At 67.6% G+C, this 13,899-nt stretch carries 13 protein-coding genes; 5 read left to right on the top strand and 8 right to left on the bottom strand.

What is annotated here, in order from left to right; genetic code table 11:
* Window positions 1-133 precede the first annotated feature (133 nt).
* Window positions 134-1,765: a hypothetical protein gene (locus DIE16_RS36765; RefSeq protein WP_185735525.1), complete on the top strand. Its 1,632-nt coding sequence runs from the start codon at window positions 134-136 to the stop codon at window positions 1,763-1,765.
* A gap of 169 nt (window positions 1,766-1,934) precedes the next feature.
* Here DIE16_RS36765 and DIE16_RS28055 read toward each other — a convergent pair whose 3' ends face one another.
* The 3 genes from DIE16_RS28055 to DIE16_RS28045 all read right to left on the bottom strand — a co-directional run bounded on the left by DIE16_RS28055 (window position 1,935) and on the right by DIE16_RS28045 (window position 3,317).
* Window positions 1,935-2,669, bottom strand: a complete 735-nt coding sequence (locus DIE16_RS28055; RefSeq protein WP_124893837.1) for an ABC transporter substrate-binding protein — start codon at window positions 2,667-2,669, stop codon at window positions 1,935-1,937.
* A 112-nt stretch (window positions 2,670-2,781) separates the two neighbouring features.
* Complete coding sequence (locus DIE16_RS28050; protein WP_044844322.1) at window positions 2,782-3,075, bottom strand: antibiotic biosynthesis monooxygenase; 294 nt, start codon at window positions 3,073-3,075, stop codon at window positions 2,782-2,784.
* Window positions 3,072-3,317, bottom strand: a complete 246-nt coding sequence (locus DIE16_RS28045) for a hypothetical protein (protein ID WP_124487338.1) — start codon at window positions 3,315-3,317, stop codon at window positions 3,072-3,074. The genes DIE16_RS28050 and DIE16_RS28045 overlap by 4 nt, the downstream gene beginning before the upstream one ends.
* Here DIE16_RS28045 and DIE16_RS28040 point away from each other — a divergent pair.
* Together DIE16_RS28040 and DIE16_RS28035 are read left to right on the top strand one after the other, a co-directional pair.
* Window positions 3,316-4,722: an HD domain-containing phosphohydrolase gene (locus DIE16_RS28040; RefSeq protein WP_124893836.1), complete on the top strand. Its 1,407-nt coding sequence runs from the start codon at window positions 3,316-3,318 to the stop codon at window positions 4,720-4,722. The two genes, DIE16_RS28045 and DIE16_RS28040, sit on opposite strands and share 2 nt — an antisense overlap.
* An 81-nt stretch (window positions 4,723-4,803) precedes the next feature.
* Entirely contained in the window at window positions 4,804-6,576 is a 1,773-nt protein-coding gene (locus DIE16_RS28035; RefSeq protein WP_124893835.1) for a histidine kinase, read from the top strand.
* Between the two features lie 23 nt (window positions 6,577-6,599).
* On the opposite strand, the gene DIE16_RS28030 is transcribed toward DIE16_RS28035, so the two are convergent.
* From DIE16_RS28030 to DIE16_RS28010, 5 genes are all read right to left on the bottom strand, one after another.
* Window positions 6,600-7,676 carry an alpha/beta fold hydrolase gene (locus tag DIE16_RS28030; RefSeq protein WP_124893855.1) on the bottom strand — a complete coding sequence of 359 codons (1,077 nt, stop codon included), beginning with the start codon at window positions 7,674-7,676 and terminating at the stop codon, window positions 6,600-6,602.
* A gap of 511 nt (window positions 7,677-8,187) precedes the next feature.
* The gene (locus tag DIE16_RS28025) at window positions 8,188-8,571 is read right to left on the bottom strand and encodes a GtrA family protein (protein WP_124519900.1); all 384 of its coding nucleotides are present in this window, start codon (window positions 8,569-8,571) and stop codon (window positions 8,188-8,190) included.
* Window positions 8,572-8,587: 16 nt separating this feature from the next.
* The gene (locus DIE16_RS28020) at window positions 8,588-9,631 is read right to left on the bottom strand and encodes a glycosyltransferase family 2 protein (RefSeq protein WP_124487334.1); all 1,044 of its coding nucleotides are present in this window, start codon (window positions 9,629-9,631) and stop codon (window positions 8,588-8,590) included.
* Window positions 9,632-9,654: 23 nt separating this feature from the next.
* Window positions 9,655-11,034, bottom strand: coding sequence for a glycosyltransferase family 87 protein (locus DIE16_RS28015; protein ID WP_124893834.1), 1,380 nt, complete (start codon window positions 11,032-11,034; stop codon window positions 9,655-9,657).
* Window positions 11,034-12,269, bottom strand: coding sequence for a glycosyltransferase family 87 protein (locus DIE16_RS28010; protein ID WP_124522767.1), 1,236 nt, complete (start codon window positions 12,267-12,269; stop codon window positions 11,034-11,036). Before DIE16_RS28010 ends, DIE16_RS28015 begins: the two co-directional genes overlap by 1 nt.
* 1,050 nt (window positions 12,270-13,319) lie before the next feature.
* On the opposite strand from DIE16_RS28010, the gene DIE16_RS28005 reads away from it, so the two are divergent.
* The gene (locus tag DIE16_RS28005; protein ID WP_011880534.1) at window positions 13,320-13,502 is read left to right on the top strand and encodes a Flp family type IVb pilin; all 183 of its coding nucleotides are present in this window, start codon (window positions 13,320-13,322) and stop codon (window positions 13,500-13,502) included.
* Window positions 13,503-13,670: 168 nt separating this feature from the next.
* Entirely contained in the window at window positions 13,671-13,877 is a 207-nt protein-coding gene (locus DIE16_RS28000; protein WP_124893833.1) for a Flp family type IVb pilin, read from the top strand.
* The last annotated feature ends 22 nt before the right edge of the window (window positions 13,878-13,899 follow it).

Genomic DNA, 13,899 nt, shown 5'->3' with positions numbered 1-13,899 from the left:
CGCGTCGCTCAGGCCGTCGCGAGACGGGCGGCAGAACCCGGGTGCCGACGGCGGCGGACGTGCCGTCGCCCGTCCGGCCGCGTGTCACGTGTCGCCGGACGCGGGGCGCGCGATGCGCGGCGGAGCCGCCGAGATGACGGCAACCGCCCATCTTGCGCGTTCGGCGGTGCCGCGGCCCGACGTTCGCCACCGTGTCCGCGAACTGCTGTCCGCGCAGCAGGGCTTTGGCGCACTCGATCCGGCCATGCGCCGCGATCTCGCGTCCGGACTGGCACGGATCGGCTCGCTCGCGGTCGATCATGACGAGCTCGCGGCGCGTCCCGGCACCGCACTGGCCGTCGCGCAGGACGCGGGCTCGGCGTATTCGGGCACCGCCATCGACCGGATGGCCGGCACCACCCGGGCCGTGCTCAACGCGGTGTCGTTCCCGCGCTTCGTGACCGAGCTGATCACGGGCGTCTTCAAGGCGATGAACGATTCGAACCAGCAGCAGCTGACCGCGTTCGTCGACCTGATCCGCAATGTCGCGCAGACCACCGAAGGCTTCGCGGACAGCAACGTCGGCATCGCCGGCGCGCGGCAGTGGCTGGCCGAGCATTTCCCCACCGCCTACGAGGTCACCGGCGACGACGAGGCCGCCGACGACGCCGACGAACTGGCGGGCCTGCCGCCGGACGAGCGCCGCCAGCGCCAGCAGGAACTGCAGGCCGAGCGCGACGCGTCGACCCGGCTGGCGTTGCGCGCGGGCGCGACCCCGCCGGCGGAAGCGGCGCTGCGCACCGCGCTGGGATTGGGGCCGGGCGACGCGGTGACGGCCGCCGATCCCGAGCGCCTGGTGCCGCTCGCCCAGCAGGTGCTGGCCCGCAACCGCCAGCAGTTGCTCGCGACGATGGTGCAGATGGGTTTGCAGCGCATCGTCATCGAGAGTGGGCGGCTCAACGCCGCGATGAATTTCCATATCGACGCGAGCAGCGTCGCCGCCAACGACCGCGGCTCGCAGTTCGACACGCGCAACACGGTGGGCGTGAGCGGGGGCGCGCGCTTCGGGCCCTGGGGTGCGGAGGCCAATGTGCAGAGCACGATCGGCTACGTGTCGACCGACCGGACCCAGACGACCGAAAGCTCGCACGCCGACCTCAACCTGAGCAGCGGCGTCGAACTGGTGTTTCGTACGGATTACGTGCCGTTGAACCGGCTGGCGGGTGTGGGCGACGTCGAACGCATCCGCGTCAACACGATCAATCCGGATTCAGAAGCGGCGCGCCTGTCCGCCGATCGCGCCGCCCAGCGTAGTGCCGAACAGGCCGACATGGCCGCTCGTAGGACCGCGCTGGACGGTGGGCTGCGTGCGCCGCCGGCTGTTGGTCCGGCGGGTTCGGGCGGGGCGGGTTCGGGGGCAGCGGGTTCGGGAGCGGTGGGTTCGGGAGCGGCGGGTTCGGGAGCGGTGGGTTCGGGGGCAGCGGGTTCGGGAGCGGCGGGTTCAGGGGCAGTGGGTTCGGGGTCAGCAGGTTCGGGGTCGGCGGCGTCGGGATCAGCGGGCTCAGGACCAGCAGCTTATGGATCAGCGGCGTCAGGCTCGGCAGGGAGTGCCCGCACGAGCCAACCCGCCTCGTCGCCGCGGAATCCGGCGCCTGCTTCCGCTTCCGCGCCGCAGTCGCCTGCCGGGCCGGGCGCCGCGGCGTCCGCGTCGCCCGCGCACCCCGCGACGGCAGCACCTCGATCGCCTGCCGGCGCAACAGCAGCGGGACATCGCGCCGCATCATGAACGTGCGCACCGGCAGTCGTTCGCAAAACACCGTGCCGCGCCGAATCCCGCCGATGACGACGTTCAGCCACGCGAGCGAAGTGTCGAGCGCCAGGTGGCGCCGGGTTGTCGACGGCCCGCGCCGACCTGGCACGACGGCGTCGTCGGAAACACTTGACGGGTGTGCGAATCAGGCCAGCGGTGCGACCGACGCCCCGACGATGCCATGCCGCCGCAGTGACTCCGCGACGAAGCCCGTCGCCTTCATCGCCTCGACGAATTCGCCGAGCACCGTCGCGGCCGCTTCGCCGCGGCTCCTCGGCACGCCCATCGCCTGGCGGATCACCATGAAACGCTCGCCGAGCAGGCGCAGGCCCGGCGTCTTCGCCGCATCGGCCTCGAGCTGCTGCTTCACGCCGGCCGCGACTTCGAGCTGCTGCTCGACGAAGGTCGGCACGACGGCCTGCGACGTCGGCGCACGCACGATCTGCGCGGCCTTCAGCTCACGCGTGAGGAACAGGTCGTACGCGCTGCCCTTGCCGACCGCCACGCGGTTGTGCGGCTGGTCGACGTCTGCGTTGCCGCGGATCGGCGAAGCGTCGCGCACGAGATAGAAGCCTTCGATCAGCACATAGGGCTCGGTGAACGCGACCGTTTCGCCACGCAGCGGATCGACCGCGAAGAAGCCGAAATCGGCGCGCTCCTCGGTCAGCGCCTGCACCGACTTGGCGGCCGTATCGAACACGACGAGTTCGAGCTCGGCCGACAGCCGCTTGGCGAACGCGCGCGCGAGGTCGATCGACACGCCGAACGGCTCGCCCGTCGCCGGGTCGCGGTTCGCGAGGATCGGGTTGCCGAGATTGATCGACGCGCGCAGCTTGCCGGTCGGCGTGAACGCGGAGAGGACGGAAGGGTCGACGGTCATGAAAGGGCTCGTTGGGAAGGCGGGTGCGCTGGCGCGGCGGACGGTCAGGGCGCCAACGCAGCGTCATCCGCGATGGATCGGTTGGCTCGTTGCGGCGGTTGCTTCACCGCGCTTACTTCACCGCAACTTCCGTATGCACGACCTGCGGCGGGCTCTTGAAGAACGGGCCCGCCAGCTGACGCCACGCCTGGAAGTCGTCCGATTGCCGGAAATGCACCATGTGATCGTCGACGCTGTCCCACTTGACGACGAGCAGGTAGCCGCCGCTGCGCTCGATCACGCGATGCAGCTCGGCGCCGCCGCAACCGCGCGCGCGGGCGAACAGCGGGAGGGCCTGGCGAACCGCCGCCTCGAATGGCTCGGCCTGCGACGGATCGATTTCGAGCGATGCCATTTCCAGAATCATGAATGCTCCTGTGGGGTGAATGAGGCGAACGGATCGCGATGCGACGGGGCGCCGCGATCGACGCGTCCCGCAACGATACCGGAAGTCGGCATCACGCGTTCCGGATGACCGGCTCGCGCGCTGCCGGTCGTGCGTCGCATTCCGCTTCGGTTCATACGAATCAGCGTTTTCCCCAATACGGAATACGCGGCACGCGCCGATGTCACAGAGGTGGTGAAGATAAACAATCCGAGGCCTGCCATGACGACATCCGCGACAAACGGAACGAACGTTACACCACCCGAATCGATCGCCGACGCCGCATCCGACACCCCCGCCGCCGCCCCGTCGATCCTGCTGGTCGATGACGAGCCGAGCGTGCTGTCCGCGCTGCGGCGCGTGCTGCGGCCCGCGCACTACGAGGTCCTGACCGCCGAAAGCGGCGAAGCCGCGCTCGAGATCCTTGCGTCGACCGAAGTCGACCTGATCGTGTCCGACATGCGCATGCCGACCATGAGCGGCGCGGCGTTTCTCGCCCGCGCCCGCGCGCTGTATCCGGACACGATGCGCATCCTGCTGACCGGTTATTCCGACATCGCATCGATCGTGGCGGCCGTCAACGAAGGCGGCGTGTATCGCTACCTGAACAAGCCGTGGGACGATCACGACCTGCTGATGACTCTCGAGCAGGCGCTCGAGCAGCGGCGCCTGCGCGGCGAAGCAGCGCGACTGGCAGCACTGACCGAAGCGCAGAACGAAGTGCTGCGCCGCTTCAATACGGAACTCGAAACGCAGGTGCGCGCGCGCACCGAGGAACTCGGCCAAACGGTGCTGTTTCTCGAAGCCGCACAGCACGACCTGAAAAGCAGTTTCACCGCGATGGTCCAGGTGTGCGCGAGCATGATCGAAATGCGCTGCGGGACCGCGAGCGGCCATGCGATGCGCGTGGGCGAGATCGCGCGCCGTCTCGCGCTGTCGGCCGGGATGAGCAGCCTGCACGCGCAGGACGTGTATTACGCGGGACTGCTGCACGGCATCGGCAAGCTGTCGCTGCCCGACGAACTGCTGCACAAGCCGCTCGTCAAGATGACGACCGACGAACACAGCCTGTTCCAGCAGCATCCGCTGCGCGCGCAGATGGTGCTCACGCCGGTCGCGCAGTTGCACAAGGTCGCATCGATCGTGCTGCACCAGTACGAGCGCTTCAACGGCCGCGGCACGCCCGACGGGCTGGCGGGCGACGCGATCCCGCTCGGCTCGCGGATCGTCGCGATCGCGCGCGATTTCGAGGGGTTGCGAAACGGCGAGATCGGCTCGCCGCATTCGGTCGAACAGGCGATCGACGTGCTGCATTCGCAGGCCGGCGTGCGTTACGACCCGCTGCTCGTCGCGCGCTTCATCGAGCTGGTGCGGGATCCGGCGAGCCTGCGCATCGCCGCGTCCGTCGCGGAGATCCGGTCCGAACAACTGCGCGAAGGGATGCAGCTCGCCGACGATCTGCGCACGCATCGCGGCGTGCTGCTGATGACGAAGGGCAGCGTGATGTCGGCGCACCAGATCGAGCTCGTGCGGCGCTTCGAAGCACGCGAGGGCACGTCGTTCGACATTCTCGTGCAGACCGGCGCGGCCGCGTCGACGCAGGCGAGCGCCGCCGCGCCGCCCGCGTGACGCTGCGCGGGGCCGCACCGCCGCGGCGGGCGCGCGACCGCGCGCCGCAGCACCGCGTTCATTTCGACCGGGACGCCGATCATGCATGGCACCTATAATCTGCTGCTGGTCCTGCTGTCGCTCGTCATCGCGACGCTGGCCTCCTATACGGCGCTCGACCTGGCGGCGTTCATCTCGCTGCTCGACGACCCGCGGCTCAAGCGCGCATGGCTGGCCGGCGGCGCGGCGGCAATGGGCACCGGGATCTGGTCGATGCACTTCGTCGGGATGCTGGCGCTGTCGCTGCCGATTCCGCTCGGTTATGCGCTGCCGGATACCGGCGCGTCGCTCGCGATCGCGGTGCTCGTGTCGTATTTCGCGCTGAACGTCGTCACGCGTGCGCGGCTGAGCCGCCGGCACCTGCTCGCGGGCGGCGCGCTGATGGGCGCCGGGATCGTCGGGATGCATTACACGGGCATGGCCGCGATGCGCATGGCGCCGGGCATTCGCTACGAACCCGCGCTGTTCGCGGCATCGATCGGCGTGGCCGTGATCGCATCGACCGCCGCGCTCTGGATGGCGCAGACGTTGCGCGCGCAACAGGCGCGCCATGCGACCGCGCAACGCATCGGCGCCGCGCTGATCATGGGCATCGCGATCACGGGCATGCACTACACGGCGATGGCGGCCGCGCATTTCGCGCCGGACGCGCGCTGCGGCGCCGCGAACGGCATCGACGGGCCGTGGCTCGCGACGACCATCGCGCTGTTCACGACTGCGACGCTGATCGTCACGCTGCTCGTCTGCCGCTTCGATGCGCGCACAACCTTTCTGCGCGGCATGACGGACACGCTCGAACGGCTGGTGCGATTGCGTACCGCCGAACTCGAAACGGCGTTGCGGCGCTACGAGCAGACGACGGCGATGCTGCAACGCACGCGCGAGAACATGGCGAGCGAGATCGACGAGCGCCGCGCGGCGCAGAGTCGGCTCGAACAGGAGAAGGACGAACAGCGGCGCCTGCTGCGCGCGCTCGAGGAAACCCACGTGCAGTTGCTTCAATCGGAAAAACTCGCATCGATCGGCCAGCTCGCGGCCGGCGTCGCGCACGAAATCAACAATCCGATCGGCTTCATCAGCGCGAACCTCAATACGCTGAGGACGTGGGTGCGCAGTCTGCTGGACGTGATCGCCGCGCACGAAGCCGCGCTGCCGCAGCTCGAACCCGCGGCGCGCGACGCGCTGACGGCGCTGCGCGGCGCGGCCGATCTCGACTACGTGCGCGACGAGATCGTGACGCTGATCGACGAATCGATCGACGGCGCGGTGCGCGTGCGCCGGATCGTGCAGGACTTGCGCGATTTCTCGCGGCCGGGCAGCGGCGAGTGGAGCGTGGCCGATATCCACGCGGGCCTCGAGAGCACGCTCAACGTCGTCCACAACGAACTCAAGTACAAGGCCGACATCGTGCGCGAGTACGGCGACCTGCCGCAGGTCGAATGTCTTCCGTCGCAGCTGAACCAGGTGTTCATGAACCTGCTCGTCAACGCGGCACACGCGATGCCGACGCGCGGCGTGATCACGATCCGCACGTCAAGCGACGGCGAGCAGGTGTCGATCGCGATCAGCGATACCGGAACCGGCATGACGCCCGATATCGTCCGGCGGATCTTCGATCCGTTCTTCACGACGAAGCCGGTCGGGCAGGGAACGGGGCTCGGGTTGTCGGTGTCGCACGGGATCGTCGAGCGTCATCGCGGCACAATCGACGTGACGAGCGAGCCGGGGCGCGGCACGACGTTCCGCGTTCGACTGCCGATCCGGCGCGCGCAGGGCCACGCGGGCGCGGCGGCGGCAGTCGGGCAACGCGTGTGAATGACAGGTGACGCGTCGCTCCGCTACCGCTTGCGCCGCCGCCTTCGAAAGAAATTCCAGAACATCGCGGTCGCGTCCGGCCCGGTCGCGGAGTGGAATGCTTCGCGCGGATCGCCGCCGCTCCACGCGTGCGCCAGGCGGCGCACGATGCAGACCCGCACGATCAGCGTGCCGCCGCGCAGATAGTCGGTGTAATCCGCATCGTCGTGCGCGTACGTATGTTGCTCGCCGACGCGCAGTTCACCCTGTGCGTCGACGAGCCGATTGATCCGCGCGAACGCGACTCCCAGCTGCAGCGCATTCTGCTCGGCGACGACCGTATCGAGTCCGCCGTGCACGACGAGTGCCGGCATGCCCGGATAAGCGCGCCCGTCGACGCAGGCATCGACGACCCGTATCGGATCGTCGCGCAGACCGCGGCGCATCAGGCTCATCGCGGCCATCGTCGACAACGGCGGCGCGATGGCCGGCCCGGAGTGCAGGCCGACGGCCGCGAAGCGATCGGGAAAGTCGAGCGCCAGACGCGCGGCCAGCCCGGCGCCGGCCGAGATGCCGGCCAGATAGACACGGTCGCGATCGAACCCGCGCTCCCGCACGATCGCGTCGACGAGCGATGCGATCGCCGGGGCCTCCGACTGCGACGCATCGCCATGCCAGTTCCAGCAGCGATGGGCGTGGGCGGTCTTCGCCTGTTCGGGAAACAGCACGGCAAATCCGGCGCGCTCGGCGACACGGCAAATACGGGTGCCAGCGGCGAACGACTCGGCGGTCTGCTTGCAGCCGTGCAGCATGACGACGACGGGCAGGCCGTCGGTCGTCGCCGGTGCGGCGGGCAGGTACAGCGCGTACGCAAGATGGTTGACGAGCTGGCCGGCGGCGGGGCGCGCGGAATGAAACGAGCGCAGCCACGTGCCGGGTGCCTGGCGCGGCGATGTGCGGGCGGCGGGCGCCTGTGCGCGGGCGGGACGCGTGGTTCGTGCGGTGGCGGGGCGCTTCGCCGATGGCGCCGGCTTGGCGGTCTTCCTTTTGGGCCGCGCGCGCGTCGCGGCGGTCAACAGGTCGAAAGGCCGTAGCCAGAGGCTGGATTTTTTCCTGGGCATGGACGGATCTCGTGCCGGCGGCGCGCGCGACAGCATGCGGCGAAGCCGGCCGTCGGGTGGAAGGCGAATGATGGCGGCGCACGATGCGTGCCGCGGGAAAGCGTCCGCGTCGACGTGCCGCGGCATGACCGGCACGGAGGCGACGGCGCGACCCGCGCCGCGCGACATGTTGCCGGCAGCCTCGCGATTCGGACAGGCCACGCGCCATGCTAGCAGGCATCGCGCGTCTCGGGGCGATGGTTCCGTGACGGATCGATGAATGCTTCGACCCTACCGCGGGCCGTCCCGAACGCGATGCTCGACATCGTCCATGTGCATTCGGCGACCGGCTTCGCGATGAACCGGGCCTGCTCCCCGACGACGCAATCCGATGCGGATGCGTTCGTCGCGATGCGTGGAATGGCTCGGCGATGCCACGACGGCATGCCGCCAGCCGCGCCAGCGGACCTTGTATCGATTGCTTGTATGCCATCGCCGGAATCGCATGTCGCGATGCCGGCGTGCCAAGGATTCACCGATACGTCCACACCCGGTGCAGCACGAACATCGTCGGCGGGATCAGCAGCGCGATCGCGACGATGGCCCAACCGCGCGGTACGTCGAGCAGTTCGGCGGCGCGCGCGAGCGCCATCGTTTCGGCGAAGCCGGCCAGCGCAACGGTCAGATAGCGCACCAGGTTGCGCGAGTGCACCGTCGACGAGAAGCTCCACAGCGTATTCGCGAGATACGAGAACGCCGTCGCGCCGACGAACGCGACGGCGTTCGCGATCACTTGCGTCGCATCGAACAGCGCGTACAGCGCGGACGCGATCAGCACGTGCAGCGCGGTCGAGCAGAGCCCGGACAGGCCGAAGCGCGCCAGCCGCACGCGCTCGGCGTAGAGCAGTGCGAACATCGCCGGCTGCACCGACTCAGCGGGCGCCGACCCGCATGCGGGCCGGCTGGACGCGGCGGCGTGCGGCCGCGCGGCGCGTATCGCGCGCGACCGGCAGCTCGACCACCTTGCCTTGCGTCTGGTAGCGGCGGCGGATCAGATAGACGGGACGCTGCTTCGATTCGTCGTAGATGCGTCCGATATATTCGCCGACCACGCCGATGCCGATGAGCTCGATGCCGCCGATGAACAGCACGACCGACAGCAGCGACGCGTAGCCGTGCACCGGATTGCCGAACAGCAGCGTGCGCCCCACGATGAACGCGCCGTACAGGAACGCGAGCGCGGCGATGCCGACGCCGATATAGGTCCAGCTGCGCAGCGGCACGGTGCTGAAGCTCGTGATCCCTTCGATCGCGAAATTCCACAGCTTCCATCCGGAGAACTTCGAATGCCCGGCGCTGCGCGCGTCGCGCTGGTACTCGACGATCACGGTCCGGTAGCCGACCCATGCGAACAGCCCCTTCATGAAGCGATGGCGCTCGGGCAGGCTGCGCAGCGCGTTCACGACCTTGCGGTCCATCAGCCGGAAGTCGCCGACGTTCTCCGGCAGCTTCACGTCCGACAGCACGTTGTGCACGCGATAGTAGATCGCGGCGGCGGTGCGCTTCGCGAACGAATCGCACGCGCGGTTGCTGCGCTTCGCGGCGACGACTTCCGCGCCGTCGCGCCAGTGCTCGAGCATCACCGGAATCAGGCTCGGCGGATCCTGCAGGTCGGCGTCGAGCGGGATCACCGCGTCGCCGGCCGCTTCGTCGAGGCCGGCGGTCAGCGCCGCTTCCTTGCCGAAGTTGCGCGTGAGATCGATCACGCGCACGCGGCGGTCGCCCATACTGACCCGGATCAGGCGCTCGAGCGTGTCGTCGCGGCTGCCGTCGTTCACGCAGACGATCTCGAAGCGGATCGCGTCGAGGCTGGCCATCAGCGGGATTACGACGTCGAAGAAGCGTTCGACGGCTTCGCCTTCGTTGTAGAACGGTACGACCAGCGAGACGAGCGGTGTGTAGAGCGGTTCGCGCATGATGGGTCCCCTGTGATGACGTGTCAGCGGCCGACGCCGAAGGTCGGGCGGCCGCTGCGGCGCAGTCCGTGCGCCGGGCGGTGGTGTGAGCGGACCGGATGCGGGAAGCCGGTCTCGGTCGAGTTGTCGCGTGCGTCGGGCATCGACGGCACGTCGTGCCTTTCTTGTGCAATCCGGCTGACGAGCAGTGCCAGCGAAGCCAGCGTGACCAGCGGCATGAACTGGAACGACAGATGCGGCACCAGCACGAGGCCGGCGAGCGGCATCACCCACATCAGCAGCAGCCATTCGCGATCGAAGCGCCGCCAGCCGTGCGTCCACGCATAGCGTGCGTACCATGCGATCACGAGCCCGTACCAGGTCAGGTCGTAGTCGTACAGATAGGGGCTGACGATCAGGCACGCGCAGGCGAGCGTCGCGGCACGCAGCGCGTACGAACACGCGCCGCGCCATGCGTACAGCACGGCGATCGCGGCGGCCGCGGCCGACAGCAGCTGCAGGCCGCGCGCGACGTAGGCGGGCCAGCCGGCGAGGGTGGCGAGCGCGAAGACGGTCGGCATGCGCGCGAGCCGTGCGTGGCCGGCGCCGACGAGCTGCGCCGCGTCGTGAATTCCGTGTGCGAATGCGAACCACGCGCCGAGGCCGAACGCGAGCGTAGACAGCACGAAGCCGCCGGCGATCGTTGCCCCCCACGCTGCCAGCGCGCGCCATTGAGCGGCGCACAGCAGCGCGAGCGGGAACAGGATCGCCATTTGCGGCTTCATCGTCAGCAATCCGAAGCAGATGCCGGCGATGACGGGACGACGATTCAGCATCAGCAGCCCGCAACCGGCGAGCGTCGCGCTCAGGAGGCTCGTCTGCCCGACGATCACCGTGAGAAACGCGCCGGGGAAGGCGAGCGCGCAGAGCAGCGCCGCATCGCGCTGCACGGTCGCGCGGATCGTCACCGCGAACAGCACGTAGGTGACGCCGATCCACAGCACGAGCGCGAACATGTACGGCAGCCAGCCGAGCGGTAGCACGAACAGCAGCATGGTGGGCGGGTAGAGCCACGGCAGCGAGCCGTCCGCGGCATTCATCGTCGGAATCGCGAGTTTCTCGATCGCGAAGAGCGACGGGAAATGCCACGCGTCGATCGCGTGGCCGTGCGCGGCGAGCCGTGCAGCGCTCCAGATCGGCGCGAGATCCTGCGCGAGCGGCCCGGGCACGGACGTATGCGACCCGTGCACGCGTGCGAGGTACACGCAGAGGAACAGCAACTCGGTCAGCAGTACCGCTGCCGCATAGAGGCGTACCCGATCGCGATTGAGCCAGTGCGGGAACCGGCGCGGGCCGGCGATCGGCAGTTCCGGGTGTGCGTCGAGCACCGAATCGCCGTGCAGAAGGGAGCGCGGCGATCTCATCACGCATTCCCCGATGCAAGCGTCGAGCGCCGCACGACGACGAACAGGACGGCGAGCAGCACGACCGGGCCGATCTGCGGCAGCTTCGTGATCCGGTTGAATATCTCGAATATGGGCAGCAGCCACGCGAGCACGATCACGATCTGGTCGCCCGGCAGCCAGCCTTCGTCGAGCCCGTGGGCGATCACGCAGATGAACGCGATGCCGAGCCACGCGAGTTCGTAATGCCAAAGATAGGGGGTCGTCAACAGCGTGGCGATCACCAGCGCCGCGCCGCGCAGCCGAATGTCGGCCGTGCGACGCCACACCTGGACGGCGGCGGCGATTGCGAGCAGCCCGACGGCGGCCTGGGCGGCGAGCGAGACCGGAATCGATGCGCCCGCAAGCCGCAGCGCCGCGAACGTCGTGGGCGAAACGAACCAGTAGGCAGGAAGGGTGAAATGCATGCCGCGCACGATCGACATTGCCTGAGCCAGGCCGTGCAGGGAACTGGTGCCGGTCAGCGCAATGCCGGCCAGGGTGAACAGCACCGTGGTGATCGCTGCCGACGCGAAGGTGCGCCACGAGCGGGTCGCGACCAGCACGAACGGAAACACCACCGCAAGCTGCGGCTTGATGGCGAGCAGCCCGATCAGCACGCCGGCGACGATCGGGCGTCGGCCGAGGAAATGCAGCGCGAATGCGGCGATGCCGGCGGTCAGGATGCTGTTCTGCCCGTACAGGACGGACGCGAACACGCCCGAGTAGGCGAGCACGACGAGCGCGGCGGCGCGCGGAGCGGGCAGGTGCGCACGCAGACCCGACAGTCGCAGGACTGCGTACGCATAGCATAAAAGACTGCCCGCAAAAAAGAGGAAATACGCGGGCAGGAAAGGCACGAGGGCGACCGGCGCGATGAACAGCAGCATCGTCGGCGGATAAAGCCATGGCAGCGACTGGTGGCCAATGTAGGCACCGAATTGCGCGACCTCGGCATGGGAGAAGAGGACCGGATCGTAGATCGCGGCGGCATGGCCTTGCAGCACGAGCTGCGACGCGGTCCAGAAGACGGAGAAGTCGACACCCGGCCGTGCGGTGGTCTGTGACGTGAAGGCATCCGTCACGAAGCCCCAGGTGATCAGGAATCCAACACACAGCATCAGCATGATGCAGCTGTACGGAATGATCCGGTCGGCTGTCAGCCATTGAGCACAGCGTTTGGCGCGATAGCGCACTCCACGATTGGCTGTGTACATGATGCCCCGTTTGCGGTGAAGGCTGCTTCTCTGCCGCAGCCTTTTTGTGTTGCTGTGTATCCGGATCGAATCGCGTTCGATGGCGCTGTCCGGTGAATGCATTGTTGGAGAAAAAATCGCGTGACGCAAACCGCGGGCTGAATCGCGAGATATCGATTCGGCAGCGACAGCGCGGAAAACCGGGTTTTCACGTCTGAGAAAACCGTAGTGGCGCAAATGATGTTTCTCGCTTGAAACATTCCGGGTTTTTCGCCGGTCCGGCGGTGTGCGGAATTCGTGTCCGGCGACGGCCTGCATGGATTCGGGAAAATCCCGAGAAAATTTTTGGGTGCCCTTGCACAGCACGGCGGCGCCCCGCCGGCATCCCGGGCCGGCCTGCATGCGTATATCAAATCTGAAACATTTTGTGCAGCGCGCCGAAACACGACTGACGGGGGGATCGCCGGAACCCTTGCTGCGTCTGGATTTCCTTCTGGCTGGCCTGCTCTTTGCGTCAAGGTCCGCACGAAAGTCGACGACGTGATGAACGACCGGTTGAAGCAACAGGCTGACAAGACCGGACTCAATCACCTGCGGAAAGCAACGGATCGAGGGCGCGTCGGGGAATACGCCGCTCAGGCCGTGAAAACCGCCGGAAACGTCGACCGAGCGAATAGGCGACGGCATCGTCCGCGCAACAAGAATCACATGACAGCATTTGGGGAATAAAAATGAAAGACCAGAGCACGTCGCGGCTCGCATGCCGCGAAGCATATCCGCAGCAGCATCGACGCGCTTGCGTCATCCGTTCAATCCGTATCCATGCACGGGGCGGTCGTTGCGCCGTTCTCGCTCTGCTCGATCGCGCCATTCGCCAGATCGCAGCGCGCATGGATATCGCACGCATCAGCCCACCGACAATCGTTCGCCCGGCCAGGCTCGTACCCTGCCGTGTCCGTCGCTGAGCGCCGCATCCGAATCCATTTGTTGTGCCGTTGTGCCGGTAGTGCCAGCTCCCCGCGTCGATACCCGACAACGGGATTTCAATAGTAGTGCGAAAGGAGATTAGCCATGTCCACGTTCATCCAGAAAGTCCGCGGTTTCGTCCAAGACGAGCAAGGTGTGACGGCCATCGAATACGGCCTGATCGCCGCGCTGATCGCAGTCGGCCTCGTTGCAGCATTGACGCTGGTCGGAAACGATCTCAAGACCGTGTTCAACACGATCGCAGACGACCTCAACGCGGCCATCTGAATGGCGGGGCGGCGAACGGTGAGTCCGGCCCGTTCGTCGTCATCCCGTCGCTCGATCAGGGCCGGACACCCAACCAACGGATGTCGAATGAACCGAACGGCGGATGACTCGGCCGGTGCACTGCTCGAGTCTCCCCCGCTCTCTTGATCAACCGAATCGGAGGTCGTCATGCGGACCAGGGGATGTGCGGTAGCGGTATCGCGATGGATCGCCGACGAGCAGGGGGTGACGTCGATCGAATATGCGCTGATCGCGGCAGTATTCGCCACCATCGTGCTGGGAAGCGTGGTCGTACTGAAGGGTTCGCTTGAAGACATGTACAACGCGATCGCGTCGATCGTGACCGATGCGGTCAATACCGCACTGGGTCAGTGATCCTGATCATTACATCCCGTCG

It is taken from the genome of Burkholderia sp. Bp9090 (assembly GCF_003857985.1).
Classification (GTDB): domain Bacteria; phylum Pseudomonadota; class Gammaproteobacteria; order Burkholderiales; family Burkholderiaceae; genus Burkholderia.
The sequence above is the reverse complement of the archived record's forward strand: the minus strand, read 5'-3'. Positions and strand labels throughout refer to the sequence as shown.